Genomic DNA, 14,845 nt, shown 5'->3' with positions numbered 1-14,845 from the left:
TTCCCGGAAGGAGAGAGCAACATGCAACCCACCCCGAGAGCGGAGAAGAAGAACGAGGAAGGCCGCGTCGTCGAGCACATATGGTCGCTCCCCATCGAAGAGGCGTTTCTGGAGAAGCTGCTACGTGATGCCTTTGAGAACCACTACCACGAGCTGACATTCGGTCCGCTTATCCCCGGAGCTGCCTATGAGCTGAAATGTCCGGGCAAGCCCGAGCGTATCTCCATGGGCGGCGGCTATATGACAATTCACTGGGGACGGGGCGGACATTTTCATCTGTGTCTCGGCACCAATTACGGCTCGGCGCAGTCGCCCAACCAGCCCGAGCTCATCGTGCAGCGCCGTCCGAGCCGGGCCGAGTTTTATCGCGGGCTCGATAAGGAAGGGCACCCGGTGACTTGGGGCTTCCGCATGTTCAATGGCGACGCGACGCCGCAGATTACGCTCTTCTTCCCCAATCCCTTCATCTCGGACGAAGACCGGGTCGCCGATAAGCCGGATTGGTCCCGCCTTGCCATGTGGGCGAAGTTTCTGCCTGCCTATACGGGGTGCGAGCCGGACGGGCTCGACCGCAAGGGCAAGGGGTTCGGGGGTGGCTGAACGGGCCGCCATATGGCCGGCTCTCTGGCTCGCCCTGTTTTGCTGGGGATCGGGCGCAGCCTGTGCGGCAGGTCCGCCGAAGGTCGCGTCCGTTTCGCTTTGCGGCGATCAGTATCTGATGATGCTCGCGGATCCGAAGCAGGTCGCGTCGCTGAGTCATCAGTCCCTGTCGCCTCTCTCCTATTTTTCGAAGCATGCGGCATCTTTTCCTCAGAACCGCGGATCGGTCGAGGAACTGATCCTCTCCGATGTCGATCTGGTCGTCCTGAACGCCTATGGCGACACGCAACTGAAGCGGATCCTGCGAAAGTTCGGGATCGACTATTTCGAGTTGCCGGTCGGCGAGTCCGTCGGTGATGTCGAGGAGACGGTGATCGACCTGTCGAGGAAGCTCGACCGCGAAGCCGAGGGGCGCCGCCTGGTGCGGCAAATCCGGCAACGAATGGCGGCGGTGTCCCGGGAAACGGAGGGCGAGGAAAAGCCCTTTGCGCTTTACTTTCGTTCCGATGGCGGCGGAGCGGGGGCGGGCACCTTCGTGGACGATGCCATCCGCGCTGCGGGCTTTCGGAACCTGCAACGTGAACTGGGCAAGAAAGGCTGGGGAACGCTTCCTCTGGAACAGGCCGTCATGACACCGCCCGATGTTTTCGTCACCAGCTTTTTCGATGCGCCTTACCAATCCGTACGGAGACTGTTTCGCCACAACCCTGTCTTTTGGGAACTGGTGCAGAAAGGAAAACTGGTTCAGGTGCCCGGCAAGTTATGGCCCTGCTCGAGCCCGCTCCTTGTGAATGCAGTGGAGCTTCTCGCCCGCACACACCATGAAATCGGAACAGGCCATGTGGAGGTAAGCCATGACCGCAGATAGTCTTAGCGCGCGCCTTGCCGGCAACCGCCGCGCGAACTGGCAGTTGAACGCCGCGCTTGGCGCCTTGCTGCTTGCGCTGTTTCTGATTTCGGTCGGCATCGGCTACGTACCGCTGTCGCTGGGCGATACGCTCGCAGCCTTGATGGGCACGGCGAGTGAGAAGTTGCAGACGATTGTCTGGGAACTCCGCTTGCCGCGTACGCTCTTAAGTCTCGCGATCGGTGGCGCGCTGGGGCTTTCCGGTGCCGTGCTGCAAGGTTTGTTGCGTAACCCGCTCGCCGAACCGGGTATTATCGGTATCAGCTCCAGCGCGGGGCTCGGCGCGGTGATCGCGCTCTATTTCGGTTGGAGCATGGTCTGGCCGCTCGCCCTGCCGGCAAGCGCGATGGCGGGAGCGGCCATCGCCACAATCATTCTTTATATCGTCGCGGCGCGCTCGGGCAGCGTGCTGACTCTGATCCTGCTGGGTGTTGCGATCAGCGGCTTTGCAATCTCATTGTCGTCGCTCGCGATGAACCTCTCTCCCAATCCCTGGGCGGTGTCGGAGATTCTCTTCTGGCTCATGGGCTCGGTGAAGGATCGCAGCTTCTACGAGGTCAACCTCGCGCTGCCGTTCATCCTGCTTGGGTCCGTTGTGCTCATGTCGTCCGGCCGCGCGCTCGATGCATTGAGCCTTGGCGAGGAAGGGGCACAAAGTCTGGGTGTGGACCTGCGCCGCCTGCGCATCCTGGCCATTGTCGGGACGAGCGCCGCGGTGGGGGCGGGTGTCGCCGTCGCCGGCACCATCGGGTTCGTCGGGTTGGTCGTGCCCCATCTTCTGCGTCCGGTGACGGGCCACATGCCGAGCCGCCTTCTTCTGCCAAGCGCGCTGGCCGGTGCCTGCCTGCTCATGGCCGCCGATATCGGTGTCCGGCTGCTGGCAAATAGCGGGCCTGAACTTCATCTGGGCGTGGTGACCTCGCTGATCGGGGCACCCTTCTTTTTCTATCTGCTTTTCAAGGTCGGAGGATCGATGCGATGACGGAGATTGCGGTAGAAAATGTCGGCTTCTCAATCGGTGGAAGCAGGATCCTGAGCGATATCGGTTTTACCGTCGGTGAAGGGCGATTGATCGGTCTCATCGGGCCCAATGGCGCAGGCAAATCGACGCTGGCGCGGTTGATCGCCGGGTTGCAGCCTGCAGGCGAAGGACAGATCCGGCTCGATGGCGAGCCTGTCGGTGACATCCATCGCAGGACACTGGCGCGTCGTATCGCCTATATGCCCCAGGGGCATGTGGTGCACTGGGCGCTGGATGTCTTTCAGGTCGTGGCGCTCGGGCGCATTCCCCATCTTGGGCCGCTATCCTCTCTGGCCGGCGCCGATGCAGCCGCCGTCCAGCGTGCGATCGACAAGGCGGATATTGAACCGTTTCTGGATCGGGACGTGAGCACGCTGTCCGGCGGCGAACGGGCGAGGGTTATGCTCGCGCGCGCGCTTGCCGTGGAAAGCCCGGTGCTTTTGGTCGATGAGCCGATCGCCTCGCTCGACCCGTTTCACCAGATCAAGGTGATGAATCTCTTGCGCGACATCGCTGCGGAAGGGCGGCTTGTCATTGTCGTGCTGCACGACTTGCCGCTTGCCGCGCGTTTCTGCGAACGGCTCCTTCTGCTCAGCGAAGGCAGGCTCGTCGCGGACGGAGAACCGAAAGAGGTTCTAAGCGAACCGAACCTGGAAGCAGCCTATGCCATCGAAGGGCTGCACGGGCGCAATGCGGGTGAGGACTACGTGCTCCCCTGGCGCTGCCTGGAACGGGATGGCGACACCAATCCGGTATGAGGAGTTAGCAATGCCGATGCAAAGCGTGGAAAGAGGGGCGTCTATCGTCGTGTGCAGCACCTGTCGGCGCGACGCGGACAATCGCGAGAATGAGAAAGGCGAGCGAGGCGGTGAATTGCTGTTCCGCGAGCTGGAGGCGCTGGCGAGGCAAGACGACCCTTCGGGTGCTCATGTCTCGTTGCAACGCATGCCCTGTCTCTTTGCCTGTTCCCGCTTCTGCACCGTGCATCTGAGAGCGCCGGGCAAGGTCGGTTACGTCCTCGGCAATTTTACGCCCGACCGTGAATCCGCGGAGGCGGTGCTTGCATTTTTCAAGGCCTATCGGGAAAGCGAGGAAGGCATCGTGCCCTTCCGCGAATGGCCGGAAGGCGTGAAAGGCCACTTCATCACCCGCATGCCGCCCGAGGGCTATGTTCTGGAGGCGGGCTAGCAGACATTTCTTCAATAGAGGGCAAACCGGATGGCTCCAAGGAGAACGTCAAACCGCATGCAAGGCCATGGCCGCACAAAACAGAACCTACGCGAACACCCGAGACCGCCAAAGCGCATGAAAAAAGTTGGTGTCAGACATGGTGCTAGTGCACTCGGGCTCCAAAAGACAAATGAATCCAACCGGTTGTGCGTAGAAAGAGAGCCGCCCCTAGCACCACTTTCCTACACATTCGGGAAAATCCGGAAACTAGCCCTGCATGGCGGTGTTCGGTCGGATGAATTTCCGTTGGGCGGCGCGCTTCATTTAGTGCCTTCTGCACTCGCTTGCTGATCTGGCCATCGCCGGGTGACCGCGACAGTTACGATGTGCCCGATCATTCAAATGGACGGCCCTAGCGGGTCTGTTGAAGAGAGTACTATCGACTTAAGATCGTCAGTGCCCGCCAGCCGCGCTCTCATGCCACTTGCGGAGGATGAGGCGTGAGAGAAGCGACAGCGCAGCAAAGATGAGAACGCCGGTAAGCGAGATGAGAACCAGGGCGGCGAACATGCGCGGAATCTGCAGGCGGTAGCCGGCTTCCAGAATGCGATAGGCGAGACCCGATTGCGTGCCGCCCGTGCCGGCGACGAATTCGGCAACGACGGCACCGATCAGGGCGAGCCCGCCTGCGATACGCAGCCCGGCCAGATAATAGGGCATGGCGGCGGGCAGCTTGAGCATCCACATGGTTTGGAACTTGCTGGCACCGTAAAGGTGGAAGAGCTGGGTGAGGTTGCGGTCCGTGCTGTTGAGGCCGACGGCGGTATTCGACACCACGGGGAAGAAGGCGACGAGCCAGGCGCAGATGAGCAAGGCAAGCTGTGTATCTTTTGCCCAGATAATGATGAGTGGCGCGATCGCCACGATGGGCGTCACCTGAAGAACCACCGCATAGGGAAATAGGCTGCGCTCAATCCAGCGCGAACTCGCAAACAGCATCCCCAGCAGGAGACCGCCGATCGCAGCCATGGCAAAGGCCACGACCGTGATCCTGAATGTGATGAGAAGGCTGGGGAAAAGGGTGCCGAAATCCTTGTAGAGCGTTTCCGCGATCAGCAGGGGTCCGGGCAGGATATAGGGCGGAACGTGATTGATCCGGACCAGAATCTCCCAGGCGGCAAGGAGAAGACAACCGAAAATGACGGGGGCCATCTGGAACGCGACATTGTGGACGACGGCTCGTATCCGATCCCCGTTTGCCGCTTCCGGTGTCTCTGCATCGTCCTCGGGCTCTGGTGTCGAGAGCTGTTCCATTGCGTCCATCAGTGTTCGTCCTCAACGCCGGCCATGGCCTGCTTCAGCAGCCCGGATACTTCTTTGCAGTACTCATTGTAGGCGGATGAGGTCCTGTAAGCCTCGGTCCGCGGGTAAGGCGCGTCGATGCCGATATCGGCGATGACGCGGCCCGGCCGTGCCGCCATGACGACGATGCGATCCGAGAGGTAGGCGGATTCGAAAACGCTGTGCGTGACGAAGATCACCGTCAGGCGTTGCTTCTCCCATAGGGACAGCAGGTCGTTGTTGAGCTTAAGGCGCGTGATCTCGTCGAGCGCGGCAAAGGGCTCATCCATGAGCAGGACCTTCGGCCGAGTTGCCAGTGCGCGTGCGATGGAGACGCGCATCTTCATGCCGCCCGAAAGCTCTCGCGGATAGCTGTCGGCGAATTTTTCCAGCCCGACCATGCGCAACGCATCCATGACCTGATCGCGGACGACCGCCTTCTTGTGTTTCTTGAGGCGCAGCGGAAGATAAACATTGTCGAACACGCTCGCCCAGGGCATGAGCGTCGGTTCCTGAAAGACAAAACCGATTTCCGCAAGCGGGCGGCCCTTGGAGTCATAGGGGGTGGTCGGCCAGTCGATCCCGCCGCCCGTATGCCTTTCGAGGCCGGAAATCATGCGCAGCAGCGTGCTCTTGCCGCAACCGGACGGGCCCAGAAGGCTGATGAATTGCGGCCGGCCCGGGACCTCCAGGCTGACTTTCCGCACCGCCTCCGTGCCGTTCGGATAGACCTTGCTGACGGATTTTATGGAGATGAGCGAACGGGGAGGCATCCCCGCCGGCGATCCGGTGTCGGAAGCGCTCTCCGGGGGCGTCGCTTCGATGGTGTTCATATTCTCTGGCTCCGCATTGGCGAAGCGACGCAAAAACCGTTCTTCCTACGCATTACTTGCATCGCACTAAACTGTGATCTCGTAGCTTCGGCGCATCATTTCCTGGAAGTGCTCGTCGACGGAACAGGCCGGATAGTGGGGCGCTTCTCCTTCTTCGCGGCAGCTCGGCAGGCAGCGCACCGGATAGTCGTCTCGCGGGCTGAAAAACGCCGCCATGGAAAAGCGGGGCCGGTCGGCTGCGTTGTGGACGATCCTGTGCGTCGTCGAGCGGTAGCGGTCGTTCGTCCAGCGGCGGATCAGGTCCCCGAGATTGATGACGAAGGTGCCCTCAATCGGTGTCGCCTCGATCCATTCGCCATCGGCGTTCAGAACTTCAAGGCCGCCGATCTCGTCCTGATGCAGCATGGTGATCGCGCCCCAATCCGTGTGTGCGCCCGCGCCGATCTGGTTTGAAAGGGCTCCCGGCGGACGCGGCGGATAATGCAGCACGCGGATGGCGCAATTGGGCGCTTCGCACGCCTCGTCGAAATAATCCTCCGGGAGGTCGAGAGACAGCGCGATGCAGCGCATGAGATGTTGTCCGAGTGTCTGCAGATGCGCCTGATAGGCCTCGAGTTTCCAGCGGAAGGCCGGCAACTCGTCGGGCCATGGCACATCGTCCGCCCGTTTCTGCGGCGGCGCCACCATGAGGAAACTGTCTTTCAGGTCCGGCGGCGTACCGGGTTCGAGTGCCTGTTTGCCGGGCGGGTCGTAGCCAAAGCCATGGCCGCCGACGAGCTGCATCTTCCGCTCGTCCGGCCGGTCGAAAAACTGACGCGCAACCCCTCGTGCTGCCCGGATCGCGTCGTCGGGCACGCCGTGATTGCGGACATAGAAGAACCCGATGTCGCGACAGGCAATGTTGACTTCGCGCGCGACTTTCATGCGCTCATCGAGCGACAGAGAAAAACTGCCGGCAAGGTCGATGACGGGAATGACCGGAGCGGGGTCGGGCGGATTGCGAGGCATCGGCGATGTCTTCCAGAAGCGTGCGAGAGCGAGGTGCGGCCGTCATGGACAATCGATCCTGCCGCGCTTCGCCGGGGGGTATGCAAGGCTGCATAAAATTGTATACAAGACAGGAATTCTGCAATTCATATGCCGAACCCACCTCGCGGATCAGAGGCCTATGTTTTTGTTGCATAAAACAGAAAGAGAGAAGTGAAGCGGGTGAAAATCGTTCTTTCCTGCAGGGCTGTTGAACAGCTCTCCGGCAATATGATGCATAAAAAATATGCATGTTGAATTTATGCGCTGCTCTCTATCGGAGGGAAGCCGTCATCCTCAAGCGATCACAGGATATCGAGAATGCCTGCAACCCGGATGAGCTATCGCGGTATGGCGGTAGCCCCTCACCATCTCGCCGCCGCTGCGGCCCGTGATGTGCTGGCGGAAGGCGGCAATGCCGCCGAAGCGATGCTTGCCGCCGCCGCGGCGATTGCCGCTGTCTACCCGCATATGAACCATCTGGGGGGCGACGGTTTCTGGCTACTCGCCGCGCCCGGTGCGGCGCCCGTCGGGATCGAGGCCTGCGGCCCCGCGGCGGCGGCGGCAAGCATCGACTTCTATCGCGACCGGGGCGCGACGGAAGCCATTCCCCCGCGTGGCGGCCTTGCCGCGCTGACGGTACCCGGCGCCATATCCGGCTGGGAAAAGGCACATCGCATGGCGCAGGGCTGGGGCGGCAAACTTCCCCTGTCGCGATTGCTCGAGCCCGCTGCTTTCTTCGCGCGCGACGGCGTGGCGGTCAGCGAAAGCCAGGAGCGGCTGACGGCGGAGAAATTCGACGAATTGAAGGACGTACCCGGCTTTGCGCAAACCTTCCTCGCAGACGGCAAGGTGCCGTCGCGCGGTACGAGGCTGCGCCAGCCGGCACTGGCCGATACGCTCGAATGCCTCGGCAAAGCGGGCCTGCGCGACTTCTATGAGGGAGAGATCGGCGCCGTGCTGGCGCAGGATCTGGAAGAGGCGGGGTCGCCGCTCCGGGCGGGCGATCTGGCCGGTTATGCCGCGAGATATGTGGAGCCGCTCTCGACGAGGCTTTCCTGCGGCACGGTCTTCAACATGCCGCCGCCCACGCAAGGTATCGCCTCGCTTGCCATCCTCGGCATATTCGACCGGCTGAACGTGCGCGACGGCGAAAGCTTCGCGCATATTCACGGGCTCGTCGAAGCGACGAAACAGGCCTTCCGCATGCGCGATGCGCAGGTCTGCGACCCGGCTTTCATGACATGCGATCCCGCGTCGCTGATTGCCGGCGACGAACTCGACGGTATGGCTAACGACGTGGACTGCCACCGGGCCGCGCCCTGGCCGCATGTCGCAGAGCCCGGCGATACGATCTGGATGGGCGTGATCGATGCGGAAGGGCGCATGGCAAGTTACATCCAGTCGATCTATTGGGAGTTTGGCGCCGGTATCGTATCGCCGTCGACCGGCGTCCTTTTCCAGAACCGGGGCATCGGCTTCGCGCTGGATGAAAAACGGCTCAATGCGCTGGTGCCGGGCAAAAAGCCCTTCCATACGTTGAACCCCGCCATGGCGAGGCTCGATGACGGACGGCAGATGGTCTACGGCACCATGGGTGGTGAGGGGCAACCGCAAACACAGGCGGCGATCTTCACGCGGCATGTGCTGTTCGGCCGCGATCCCGGGGAGGCGATTGCCGCCCCGCGCTGGCTGCTGGGCCGCACATGGGGCGCGCAATCCATTACCCTCAAGCTCGAAAGCGATTTCGACCCCGCCCTGGTCGATGCGCTGAAGGCGGCGGGACATGACGTCGAACTGGTTGCACCGATGAACGACATGATGGGCCATGCGGGCATGGTGACGCTCTCGCCGGATGGGCGTTTTGAAGCCGCGTCCGATCCGCGCTCCGATGGCGATGCCATGGGGCTTTGAGAGCGCTGGCGTCAGGTGCCATAGGGATGGGTTTCGAGCCAGTGTCGCGCAATGTCGATACGGCGCGCCACCCACACCTTGTCATGCCCCGTCACATAGTCGAGGAAGCGCGCAACCGCCGCCGCGCGCGCGGGCTTGCCGGCGACGCGGGCATGCAGCCCCACCGACATCATTTTCGGCTGCGTCTCGCCTTCGGCATAGAGCATGTCGAAATTGTCCTTCAGATAGGCGAAGAACTGATCGCCCGAGTTGAAGCCTTGCGGCGCGACGAAGCGCATATCGTTGGTGTCCAGCGTATAGGGCACGATGAGCTGCGGCTTGCCATGCGCGGTGTCGTAATAGGGAAGGTCGTCGGCATAGGAATCGGCGTCATAGACGAAGCCGCCTTCCTCTACGACGAGCCGCGCCGTATTGGGGCTTGTGCGGCCCTGATACCAGCCGAGCGGGCGCGACCCGGTGACGCGCGTGTGAATGTCGACCGCCCGTGCGATGTGCTCGCGCTCGATGTCCTCGGGCACGAACTGGTAGTTGATCCAGCGATAGCCATGCGAGGCGATCTCCCAATCGGCTCTCAGCATCGCCTCGACCGCGCCGGGATTGCGCTCCATCGCCATGGCGACCCCATAGACGGTGAGCGGCAGTTTCCGCTCGGTGAAAAGGCGGTGCAGCCGCCAGAAACCGGCGCGGGAGCCGTATTCGTAAAGGCTCTCAATGGACATGTGCCGCATGTTGAAGATCGGTGGCGTACCGATCATTTCCGACAGGAAGGATTCCGATGAATCGTCGCCGTGAAGAATGCAGTTTTCCGCACCTTCCTCGTAGTTGAGGACGAACTGGAGCGCGATGCGCGCCCCGCCGGGCCATTTGGCATCCGGAGGCGTTGCGCCATAGCCGACAAGGTCACGGGGATAGGCAGTCATGACGTGGTCTCTCCGGCAGTTCGTTCGCTTGCTTGGTAGACGGCGCGCGCCGCGTCGACGGCGGCGCCGGAGGTCACGGGAAAGCCGGTGCCGCGCAGCACAGCTTCCAGCGCGCCGAGCGTGATGAGCACATTGTGCTTGCGGCAGTTGTACCCCATGGCGCCGATGCGCCAGATGCGTCCCTGCAAGGGGCCGAAGGAGCTGCCGATCTCGATCTCGAAATCCTGTCGCATGCGCGCGCGCACCGTTTCGCCATCGATCCCGTCGGGGATCGCGATGCCGGTCACATTGCTCATCCTGTGGTTCGGGTCGCCAAAGAGAGTGAGGCCCATTGCCTCCAGTCCTGCGACCATGGCGCGGCTGGCAAGTGCGTGACGGGCCTGGCGGGCGGCAAGACCTTCCTGCAGCACGATGCGCGCACATTCGCGTGCCGCATACAGCATGGAGGTTGCCTCTGTGTGATGGTTGAGCCGCTTTTCCGACCAGTAATCCATGATCATGGCAAGGTCGAAATAGTTGGAGGCGATCCGCACACCGTTTGCCGCGGCGGCGCCGTCGGGCGCGATTCCTTTTTCGATGTGACGACGGGAAAAGATGCGCTCCGCCGCGCGATCGGAAATGGTGATGGGCGAACTCCCCGACGGTCCCCCCAGACATTTCTGCAGGCCCGCCGTGGCGATATCGATGCCGAGCCGGTCCACCGGCAGCGGCATGCCCCCGAGTGTCGCCGTCGCATCGACATAAAGGAGCGCATCATATCTGCGGCAGATGTCGCCTATGCCCTCGAGAGGCTGGGCGATGGTGGTCGAGGTGTCGCCATGCACGCAGGCGACGAGACGCGGTTTGACCCTGGCGGCCGCTTCCTCGATGGCGTCGAGCGGCACGGTGTGGCCCCATTCGGCGGGAACCGGTGTCACTTCCGCACCGCAACGTTGCGCGATCTCGGTGAGCAGCAGGCCGAAGCGCCCGAAATCCGGCACCACGACGCGATCACCCGGTTCGAGGACGGAGACCAGCGCGGCCTCGATACCCGCCCGCGACGTGCCGTCGATGAGAAAGGTCCATCGATTTTCCGTTTCGAAGACCCGGCGATAAAGCGCCATGGTTTCGTTCATATAGGTCGTGAACTCGGGATCGAACTGGCCGAGAAGTGGCGCCGACATGGCGCGCAACACGCGCGGATGCGCATTGACGGGCCCCGGCCCCATCAAAAGGCGCGGGGGAGGGTCCAGTTCGTCGAAAAGGGGATCGGGCATTATGCAGTACTCGCTTCAAGGCGGTCGATAAATCGGAGCATGGCCTCGACGGCCAGATCGGCATCCGCCGGATCGACGGCTTCGGCCGGATTGTGACTGATGCCGCCCGCGCACCGGATAAAAAGCATGGCCATGGGCGCAATCGCCGCGAGCGCGGCGGCGTCGTGTCCGGCACCGCTTGCCAGGCGAAACGGAGGAAGCCCCATCTCGCCAAGTGCCTCTTCGAGCAAACCGGAAAGCGCCGGGTCGCAGGGACTCGGCGGCAAATCCTGCAATTGCTCGAATTCGACACCGACATTTCGCCGGGCCGCGATATCGGCGATGCACGACATCATGTGTCGTGCCATCTCGTCGCGCAGTGTTCCGTCGAGTGCGCGAATGTCGAGCGACATGCCTGTCTCACCGGCAATGACATTCGCTGCGCCGGGTTTTGCATCGATAGAGCCCACCGTGGCGACCGCGCCATGGACGGCCTGCTGCCGTGCCATTTCCTCGATCGCTAGAATGGCTTCCGCCGCGCAGGCCAGCGCGTCCTGCCGCAGGCCCATCGGCGTGGTGCCGGCATGACCCGCGGTGCCGGTGAAGCTGACGCGGAAGCGAAGCTGTGCCGCGATGCCGGTGACGACGCCAAGAGCGAGGTCTTCCGCTTCGAGTTGCGGGCCCTGCTCGATATGAGCTTCGAGATAGGCAAGGACGCTCTCGGGCGCGCGGGCCGTTCCGGACATGCTTGCGGGATCGAGGCCGAAACGCTCCAGGGCGTCGGCAAGCATCACGCCGTCTTCGTCTTCCAGTGCAGCGATGGACGCATAGTCGGAAATGAGGCCGGCCATGGCGCGACTGCCGATCATGGCGGAAGGAAAGCGCGATCCTTCCTCGTCGCCGAATGCGACCAGTTCGATGGCGAAGGGAAGACGACGCTTCGCGGCGGCGAGCTGTTCGATACAGGAAAGGCCGAGCATGACGCCGAGCGCGCCGTCATAGCGGCCCGCATCGCGCACCGTGTCGATATGAGAGCCGATCACGAGAGCGGGTGCGTCTGCTGTGCTGCCTTCATACCGCCCTATGAGGTTGCCGAGCGGATCGAGCGTCACGGACATGTCGGCTTTTCGCATCCACCGCTGAAGGCTCGCTATGGCGGCGGTATGGGCAGGCGTCAGAAAGCGTCGCGTCAGCATCGCCGGGGTTTCGCTATAGGGCGGCTTGCCGAAGATGTCGCAGCGGGCAACAGCGCGGGCACCGGGGGACAAGACTTCTATGTTGGAGAGGGCCGTTTCCATGCTGGTATGCCTAGCCGCCCCGATAGGTCGAGTAGCCATAGGGGCTGAGGATCAGGGGCACATGATAATGCGCCGTGCCATCCGCGATGCCGAAGCGGATCGGGATTTCGTCAAAGAAGGGCGGCTCGGGAAGGTCGAGCCCGTTTTCTCTCTGGTATTCGGCGACAAGGAAAACGATTTCGTAGAGTCCGGATTCCAGCGTCGGGCTTTCGACGAGCGTTGCCCGCCCGTCATCGCCAAGCGTGAAATGGCGTGGCCCGAGCGGGTCGGGCGAAAGCCTGCGCAGGGTCAGGCGAAGTCCCGCCGCGGGCATGCCGCGCGCCGTGTCGAGGACATGTGTGGTGAGCTTGCCAGTCATGCCCCCAGGAACTCCTCTGTATCGTAAGCGAAGTACTCATCGAGAATGACGCCTCGGTCATCCATGAAGAGCTGGTTCGTCACGCCCTCGACGAGGCGCGGCATGGCGAATTTCATGCCGGACAAGGCCGATGCCGACAGGCCGAGGCTTGCCAGCGCCGAATAGTTGAATGCGAAAAGACCGTGTATGCGCGCGGCGCCTTCCGCCGTTCGCGGCGTGAACTCGAAACCCGGCCCCAGATAGGGATGCTTGTCGATCAACGCATTGTCTTCGCCGTTCGGCGGTGTGTATCGGTCGCGCCAGCGGGCGATGTCGTCGGCGACGGCGGAAAGTTCTTCCCTGAGAGCGACGTCGGTGAGAAGGCCCGTGCTCAGGATGATGAAGTCGAACAGAAACTCGCCCTTCGGTGTGACGACGCGCACGCCGTCCGCGATTTCCTCGACATGCGTCCAGGGCGAGCCGAGATGCAGGTGGAAGTCGGAAAAGGCGGCGGCGCGATTATAGGTATCGTTGGTCGGCGGCTGATTGTGCTGCAGGAAAAAAGAGATGCCCGCATATTTCGTTGCATCGTCCAGCGTGGCGAAATGCCGGAGGAAACCCGCATTCTCCATATAGCGAATGGGATTGATGCGCGGTATGCGCTCGCGCCGGATAAAGACATGCGCCTCCCCGACGCCCGCTTCCAGCGCATATTGCGCATTGTCGAACGCGGAGGCGCCGCCGCCCAGTATGCCGATCTTATTGCCCTTGAGCGCTCCGAAGTCGATTTGCTCGGAAGTGTGGGCGTAGCGCGCGGGCGAGACAGCGCTCTTTATGAACGCCGGCACATGCCATTCGCCACCGCCCTGGATGCCGGTGGCGAACACGACTTTCCGCGCAAGAATTGGCGGTATGGATGAGGCTGCGTCCGTTTTCACCTCGAAGAGGCCGGGTTCCAACGGCTCGACGAGCCGGACTTTCAGGGAGTTGCGGACGGGAATATCCAGTACACGCCGGAACCAGCGCAGATAGCGCATCCACTCTTCCCTGGGAATTTTGCCGAGGGCTTCCCAGCCCTCGGCGCCGAATTGCGCTTCCCACCAGGCCCGAAAGGTGAGCGAGGGGACACCCAGATCGGGCCCGGTGAGATGCTTCGGCGTGCGCAATGTGACCATACGCGCATAGGTGACCCACGGGCCTTCCAGCCCTTCGGGGTTTTCATCGACGACAAGAATGTTGCCGACCTTTTCGCGCATCAGGCCGAAGGCGGCGGCGAGACCGCACTGCCCGCCGCCCACGATGACGACGTCATAGACATGCCTGCCCGAACGATGGGTGTGCGGTCTCACCCATTCCCGCGCAGGATAATCCAGCATTTCCAGATCGTGGCGGACCTGTGCCGACAGCCGCGTTAGTGCACCGGCGGCTTCCGGCGTCGGGGCATCGGTAAAAGCCATCTTTGCATCGACCCTGTCGATCTCACTCATTGACCCAGCAACTCCGTCAATCTTAGTTGGGCGATAAGCCCGATCTGCTTTAACGCTTCCTGCCTTTCGGCGGCCGGCTCGCAGAGCAGGCGCCGCTCGAACTCGGCGAGGATCGTCTCTTTGGTATTGAGACGGACGCAAATGATGAATGGCATGCCGAAGCGCAACCGGTAGGCATTGTTCAGCTCGTGAAAGCGTTGGAATTCCTCAGGCGACAGTGCGTCCAGCCCCGCGTTTGCCTGTTCGCGTTGGGAGGCGGCTGTGAGGTCGCGGCTTAGGGCAAGCTTTCCCGCCAGATCCGGATGCGCGTCGATCAGGGCGAATTGCGCTTCGTCGCCTGCGTCGGCCACCACCCGCATGAAGGCATCGTAGAGGTCTGAAAGAGTATCGAAGGGACGTTCTTTCCAGGCTGCGGCGGCGATCCAGGGTGAGTGTTCGAAGACGCCGCCAAGGGTGTCGACGAACCCTTCTTCATCCAACGCATTCAACTCCGACAAGGTCATACCGGGTGGGTCCTGTGCACATTGGCCGCCGGAATAAGGGGCCTGTCAGGCCTAGAGCAATGCCCGTGCCAGCAAAAACGGCCGAAAATGTACACAAAAAGACGACGTGAGCAGGTTTTTGGCTAAAAATTGGTCATAAATATTTTTCGCATGTGCAATATGTATGCAATTCGGGCGCCGCGCGAAAAAAGGCTTTTCGAAAAAATCCGCACAATACCGCGATCTTTGGAAGTGATCGCAACTGGCATGGATT

At 62.0% G+C, this 14,845-nt stretch carries 14 protein-coding genes and 1 pseudogene; 6 read left to right on the top strand and 9 right to left on the bottom strand.

Features of this window, described 5'->3' with window-relative positions; translation table 11 throughout:
• The first annotated feature begins 21 nt into the window (after positions 1 to 21).
• Genes ACSSVQ_RS06860 through ACSSVQ_RS06840 form a run of 5 tightly spaced genes read left to right on the top strand, consistent with a single transcriptional unit; the run spans position 22 to position 3,716 of the window.
• Entirely contained in the window at positions 22 to 600 is a 579-nt protein-coding gene (locus tag ACSSVQ_RS06860) for a DUF7676 family protein (protein ID WP_454181748.1), read from the top strand.
• Entirely contained in the window at positions 593 to 1,468 is an 876-nt protein-coding gene (locus ACSSVQ_RS06855; protein WP_454181746.1) for an ABC transporter substrate-binding protein, read from the top strand. The genes ACSSVQ_RS06860 and ACSSVQ_RS06855 overlap by 8 nt, the downstream gene beginning before the upstream one ends.
• Positions 1,455 to 2,489 (top strand): FecCD family ABC transporter permease, encoded by a 1,035-nt coding sequence (locus ACSSVQ_RS06850; protein WP_454181744.1) that lies wholly within the window; start codon positions 1,455 to 1,457, stop codon positions 2,487 to 2,489. Before ACSSVQ_RS06855 ends, ACSSVQ_RS06850 begins: the two co-directional genes overlap by 14 nt.
• Positions 2,486 to 3,286, top strand: a complete 801-nt coding sequence (locus ACSSVQ_RS06845) for an ABC transporter ATP-binding protein (protein WP_454181742.1) — start codon at positions 2,486 to 2,488, stop codon at positions 3,284 to 3,286. Before ACSSVQ_RS06850 ends, ACSSVQ_RS06845 begins: the two co-directional genes overlap by 4 nt.
• Before the next feature lie 10 nt (positions 3,287 to 3,296).
• Positions 3,297 to 3,716 (top strand): DUF1636 domain-containing protein, encoded by a 420-nt coding sequence (locus ACSSVQ_RS06840; RefSeq protein WP_454181741.1) that lies wholly within the window; start codon positions 3,297 to 3,299, stop codon positions 3,714 to 3,716.
• Positions 3,717 to 4,151: 435 nt separating this feature from the next.
• Here ACSSVQ_RS06840 and ACSSVQ_RS06835 read toward each other — a convergent pair whose 3' ends face one another.
• The 3 genes from ACSSVQ_RS06835 to ACSSVQ_RS06825 all read right to left on the bottom strand — a co-directional run bounded on the left by ACSSVQ_RS06835 (position 4,152) and on the right by ACSSVQ_RS06825 (position 6,880).
• Positions 4,152 to 5,012 (bottom strand): ABC transporter permease, encoded by an 861-nt coding sequence (locus ACSSVQ_RS06835; protein ID WP_454184658.1) that lies wholly within the window; start codon positions 5,010 to 5,012, stop codon positions 4,152 to 4,154.
• 8 nt (positions 5,013 to 5,020) lie between these two features.
• Positions 5,021 to 5,872: an ABC transporter ATP-binding protein gene (locus ACSSVQ_RS06830; RefSeq protein WP_454181739.1), complete on the bottom strand. Its 852-nt coding sequence runs from the start codon at positions 5,870 to 5,872 to the stop codon at positions 5,021 to 5,023.
• 66 nt (positions 5,873 to 5,938) lie between these two features.
• Positions 5,939 to 6,880 carry an isopenicillin N synthase family dioxygenase gene (locus ACSSVQ_RS06825; RefSeq protein ID WP_454181737.1) on the bottom strand — a complete coding sequence of 314 codons (942 nt, stop codon included), beginning with the start codon at positions 6,878 to 6,880 and terminating at the stop codon, positions 5,939 to 5,941.
• Between the two features lie 339 nt (positions 6,881 to 7,219).
• Between ACSSVQ_RS06825 and ACSSVQ_RS06820 the strand changes: the two genes are divergently transcribed.
• Entirely contained in the window at positions 7,220 to 8,812 is a 1,593-nt protein-coding gene (locus ACSSVQ_RS06820) for a gamma-glutamyltransferase family protein (RefSeq protein WP_454181735.1), read from the top strand.
• A gap of 23 nt (positions 8,813 to 8,835) precedes the next feature.
• On the opposite strand, the pseudogene puuE reads toward ACSSVQ_RS06820, so the two are convergent.
• From puuE to uraD, 6 genes and pseudogenes are all read right to left on the bottom strand, one after another.
• Positions 8,836 to 9,732 (bottom strand): annotated as a pseudogene (puuE, locus tag ACSSVQ_RS06815) (allantoinase PuuE); the annotation flags it as partial.
• Complete coding sequence (locus ACSSVQ_RS06810; RefSeq protein ID WP_454181733.1) at positions 9,729 to 10,988, bottom strand: pyridoxal-phosphate-dependent aminotransferase family protein; 1,260 nt, start codon at positions 10,986 to 10,988, stop codon at positions 9,729 to 9,731. The pseudogene puuE and the gene ACSSVQ_RS06810, both read right to left, overlap by 4 nt.
• Complete coding sequence (locus ACSSVQ_RS06805) at positions 10,988 to 12,265, bottom strand: allantoate amidohydrolase (protein WP_454181731.1); 1,278 nt, start codon at positions 12,263 to 12,265, stop codon at positions 10,988 to 10,990. Before ACSSVQ_RS06805 ends, ACSSVQ_RS06810 begins: the two co-directional genes overlap by 1 nt.
• A 10-nt stretch (positions 12,266 to 12,275) precedes the next feature.
• Positions 12,276 to 12,623, bottom strand: a complete 348-nt coding sequence (uraH, locus tag ACSSVQ_RS06800; protein ID WP_454181729.1) for a hydroxyisourate hydrolase — start codon at positions 12,621 to 12,623, stop codon at positions 12,276 to 12,278.
• A complete protein-coding gene (locus tag ACSSVQ_RS06795; RefSeq protein ID WP_454181727.1) occupies positions 12,620 to 14,089 on the bottom strand; it encodes an NAD(P)-binding domain-containing protein in 1,470 nt (489 codons plus the stop codon). The genes uraH and ACSSVQ_RS06795 overlap by 4 nt, the downstream gene beginning before the upstream one ends.
• Positions 14,086 to 14,592, bottom strand: a complete 507-nt coding sequence (uraD, locus tag ACSSVQ_RS06790; RefSeq protein WP_454181725.1) for a 2-oxo-4-hydroxy-4-carboxy-5-ureidoimidazoline decarboxylase — start codon at positions 14,590 to 14,592, stop codon at positions 14,086 to 14,088. Before uraD ends, ACSSVQ_RS06795 begins: the two co-directional genes overlap by 4 nt.
• Positions 14,593 to 14,845: the final 253 nt, after the last annotated feature.

It is taken from the genome of Parvibaculum sp. MBR-TMA-1.3b-4.2 (assembly GCF_053628815.1).
This window is presented reverse-complemented; position numbering and strand designations above follow the sequence as displayed.

Excerpts from the sequence above, each read along its gene's own strand:
- ACSSVQ_RS06805 (WP_454181731.1), bottom strand. The coding sequence starts at position 12,265 with ATGGAAACGGCCCTCTCCAACATAGAAGTCTTGTCCCCCGGTGCCCGC.
- ACSSVQ_RS06810 (WP_454181733.1), bottom strand. The coding sequence starts at position 10,988 with ATGCCCGATCCCCTTTTCGACGAACTGGACCCTCCCCCGCGCCTTTTG.
- ACSSVQ_RS06860 (WP_454181748.1), top strand. The coding sequence starts at position 22 with ATGCAACCCACCCCGAGAGCGGAGAAGAAGAACGAGGAAGGCCGCGTC.
- ACSSVQ_RS06830 (WP_454181739.1), bottom strand. The coding sequence starts at position 5,872 with ATGAACACCATCGAAGCGACGCCCCCGGAGAGCGCTTCCGACACCGGA.
- ACSSVQ_RS06840 (WP_454181741.1), top strand. The coding sequence starts at position 3,297 with ATGCCGATGCAAAGCGTGGAAAGAGGGGCGTCTATCGTCGTGTGCAGC.
- uraD (WP_454181725.1), bottom strand. The coding sequence starts at position 14,592 with ATGACCTTGTCGGAGTTGAATGCGTTGGATGAAGAAGGGTTCGTCGAC.
- uraH (WP_454181729.1), bottom strand. The coding sequence starts at position 12,623 with ATGACTGGCAAGCTCACCACACATGTCCTCGACACGGCGCGCGGCATG.
- ACSSVQ_RS06845 (WP_454181742.1), top strand. The coding sequence starts at position 2,486 with ATGACGGAGATTGCGGTAGAAAATGTCGGCTTCTCAATCGGTGGAAGC.
- ACSSVQ_RS06825 (WP_454181737.1), bottom strand. The coding sequence starts at position 6,880 with ATGCCTCGCAATCCGCCCGACCCCGCTCCGGTCATTCCCGTCATCGAC.
- ACSSVQ_RS06850 (WP_454181744.1), top strand. The coding sequence starts at position 1,455 with ATGACCGCAGATAGTCTTAGCGCGCGCCTTGCCGGCAACCGCCGCGCG.
- ACSSVQ_RS06795 (WP_454181727.1), bottom strand. The coding sequence starts at position 14,089 with ATGAGTGAGATCGACAGGGTCGATGCAAAGATGGCTTTTACCGATGCC.
- ACSSVQ_RS06820 (WP_454181735.1), top strand. The coding sequence starts at position 7,220 with ATGCCTGCAACCCGGATGAGCTATCGCGGTATGGCGGTAGCCCCTCAC.
- ACSSVQ_RS06835 (WP_454184658.1), bottom strand. The coding sequence starts at position 5,012 with ATGGAACAGCTCTCGACACCAGAGCCCGAGGACGATGCAGAGACACCG.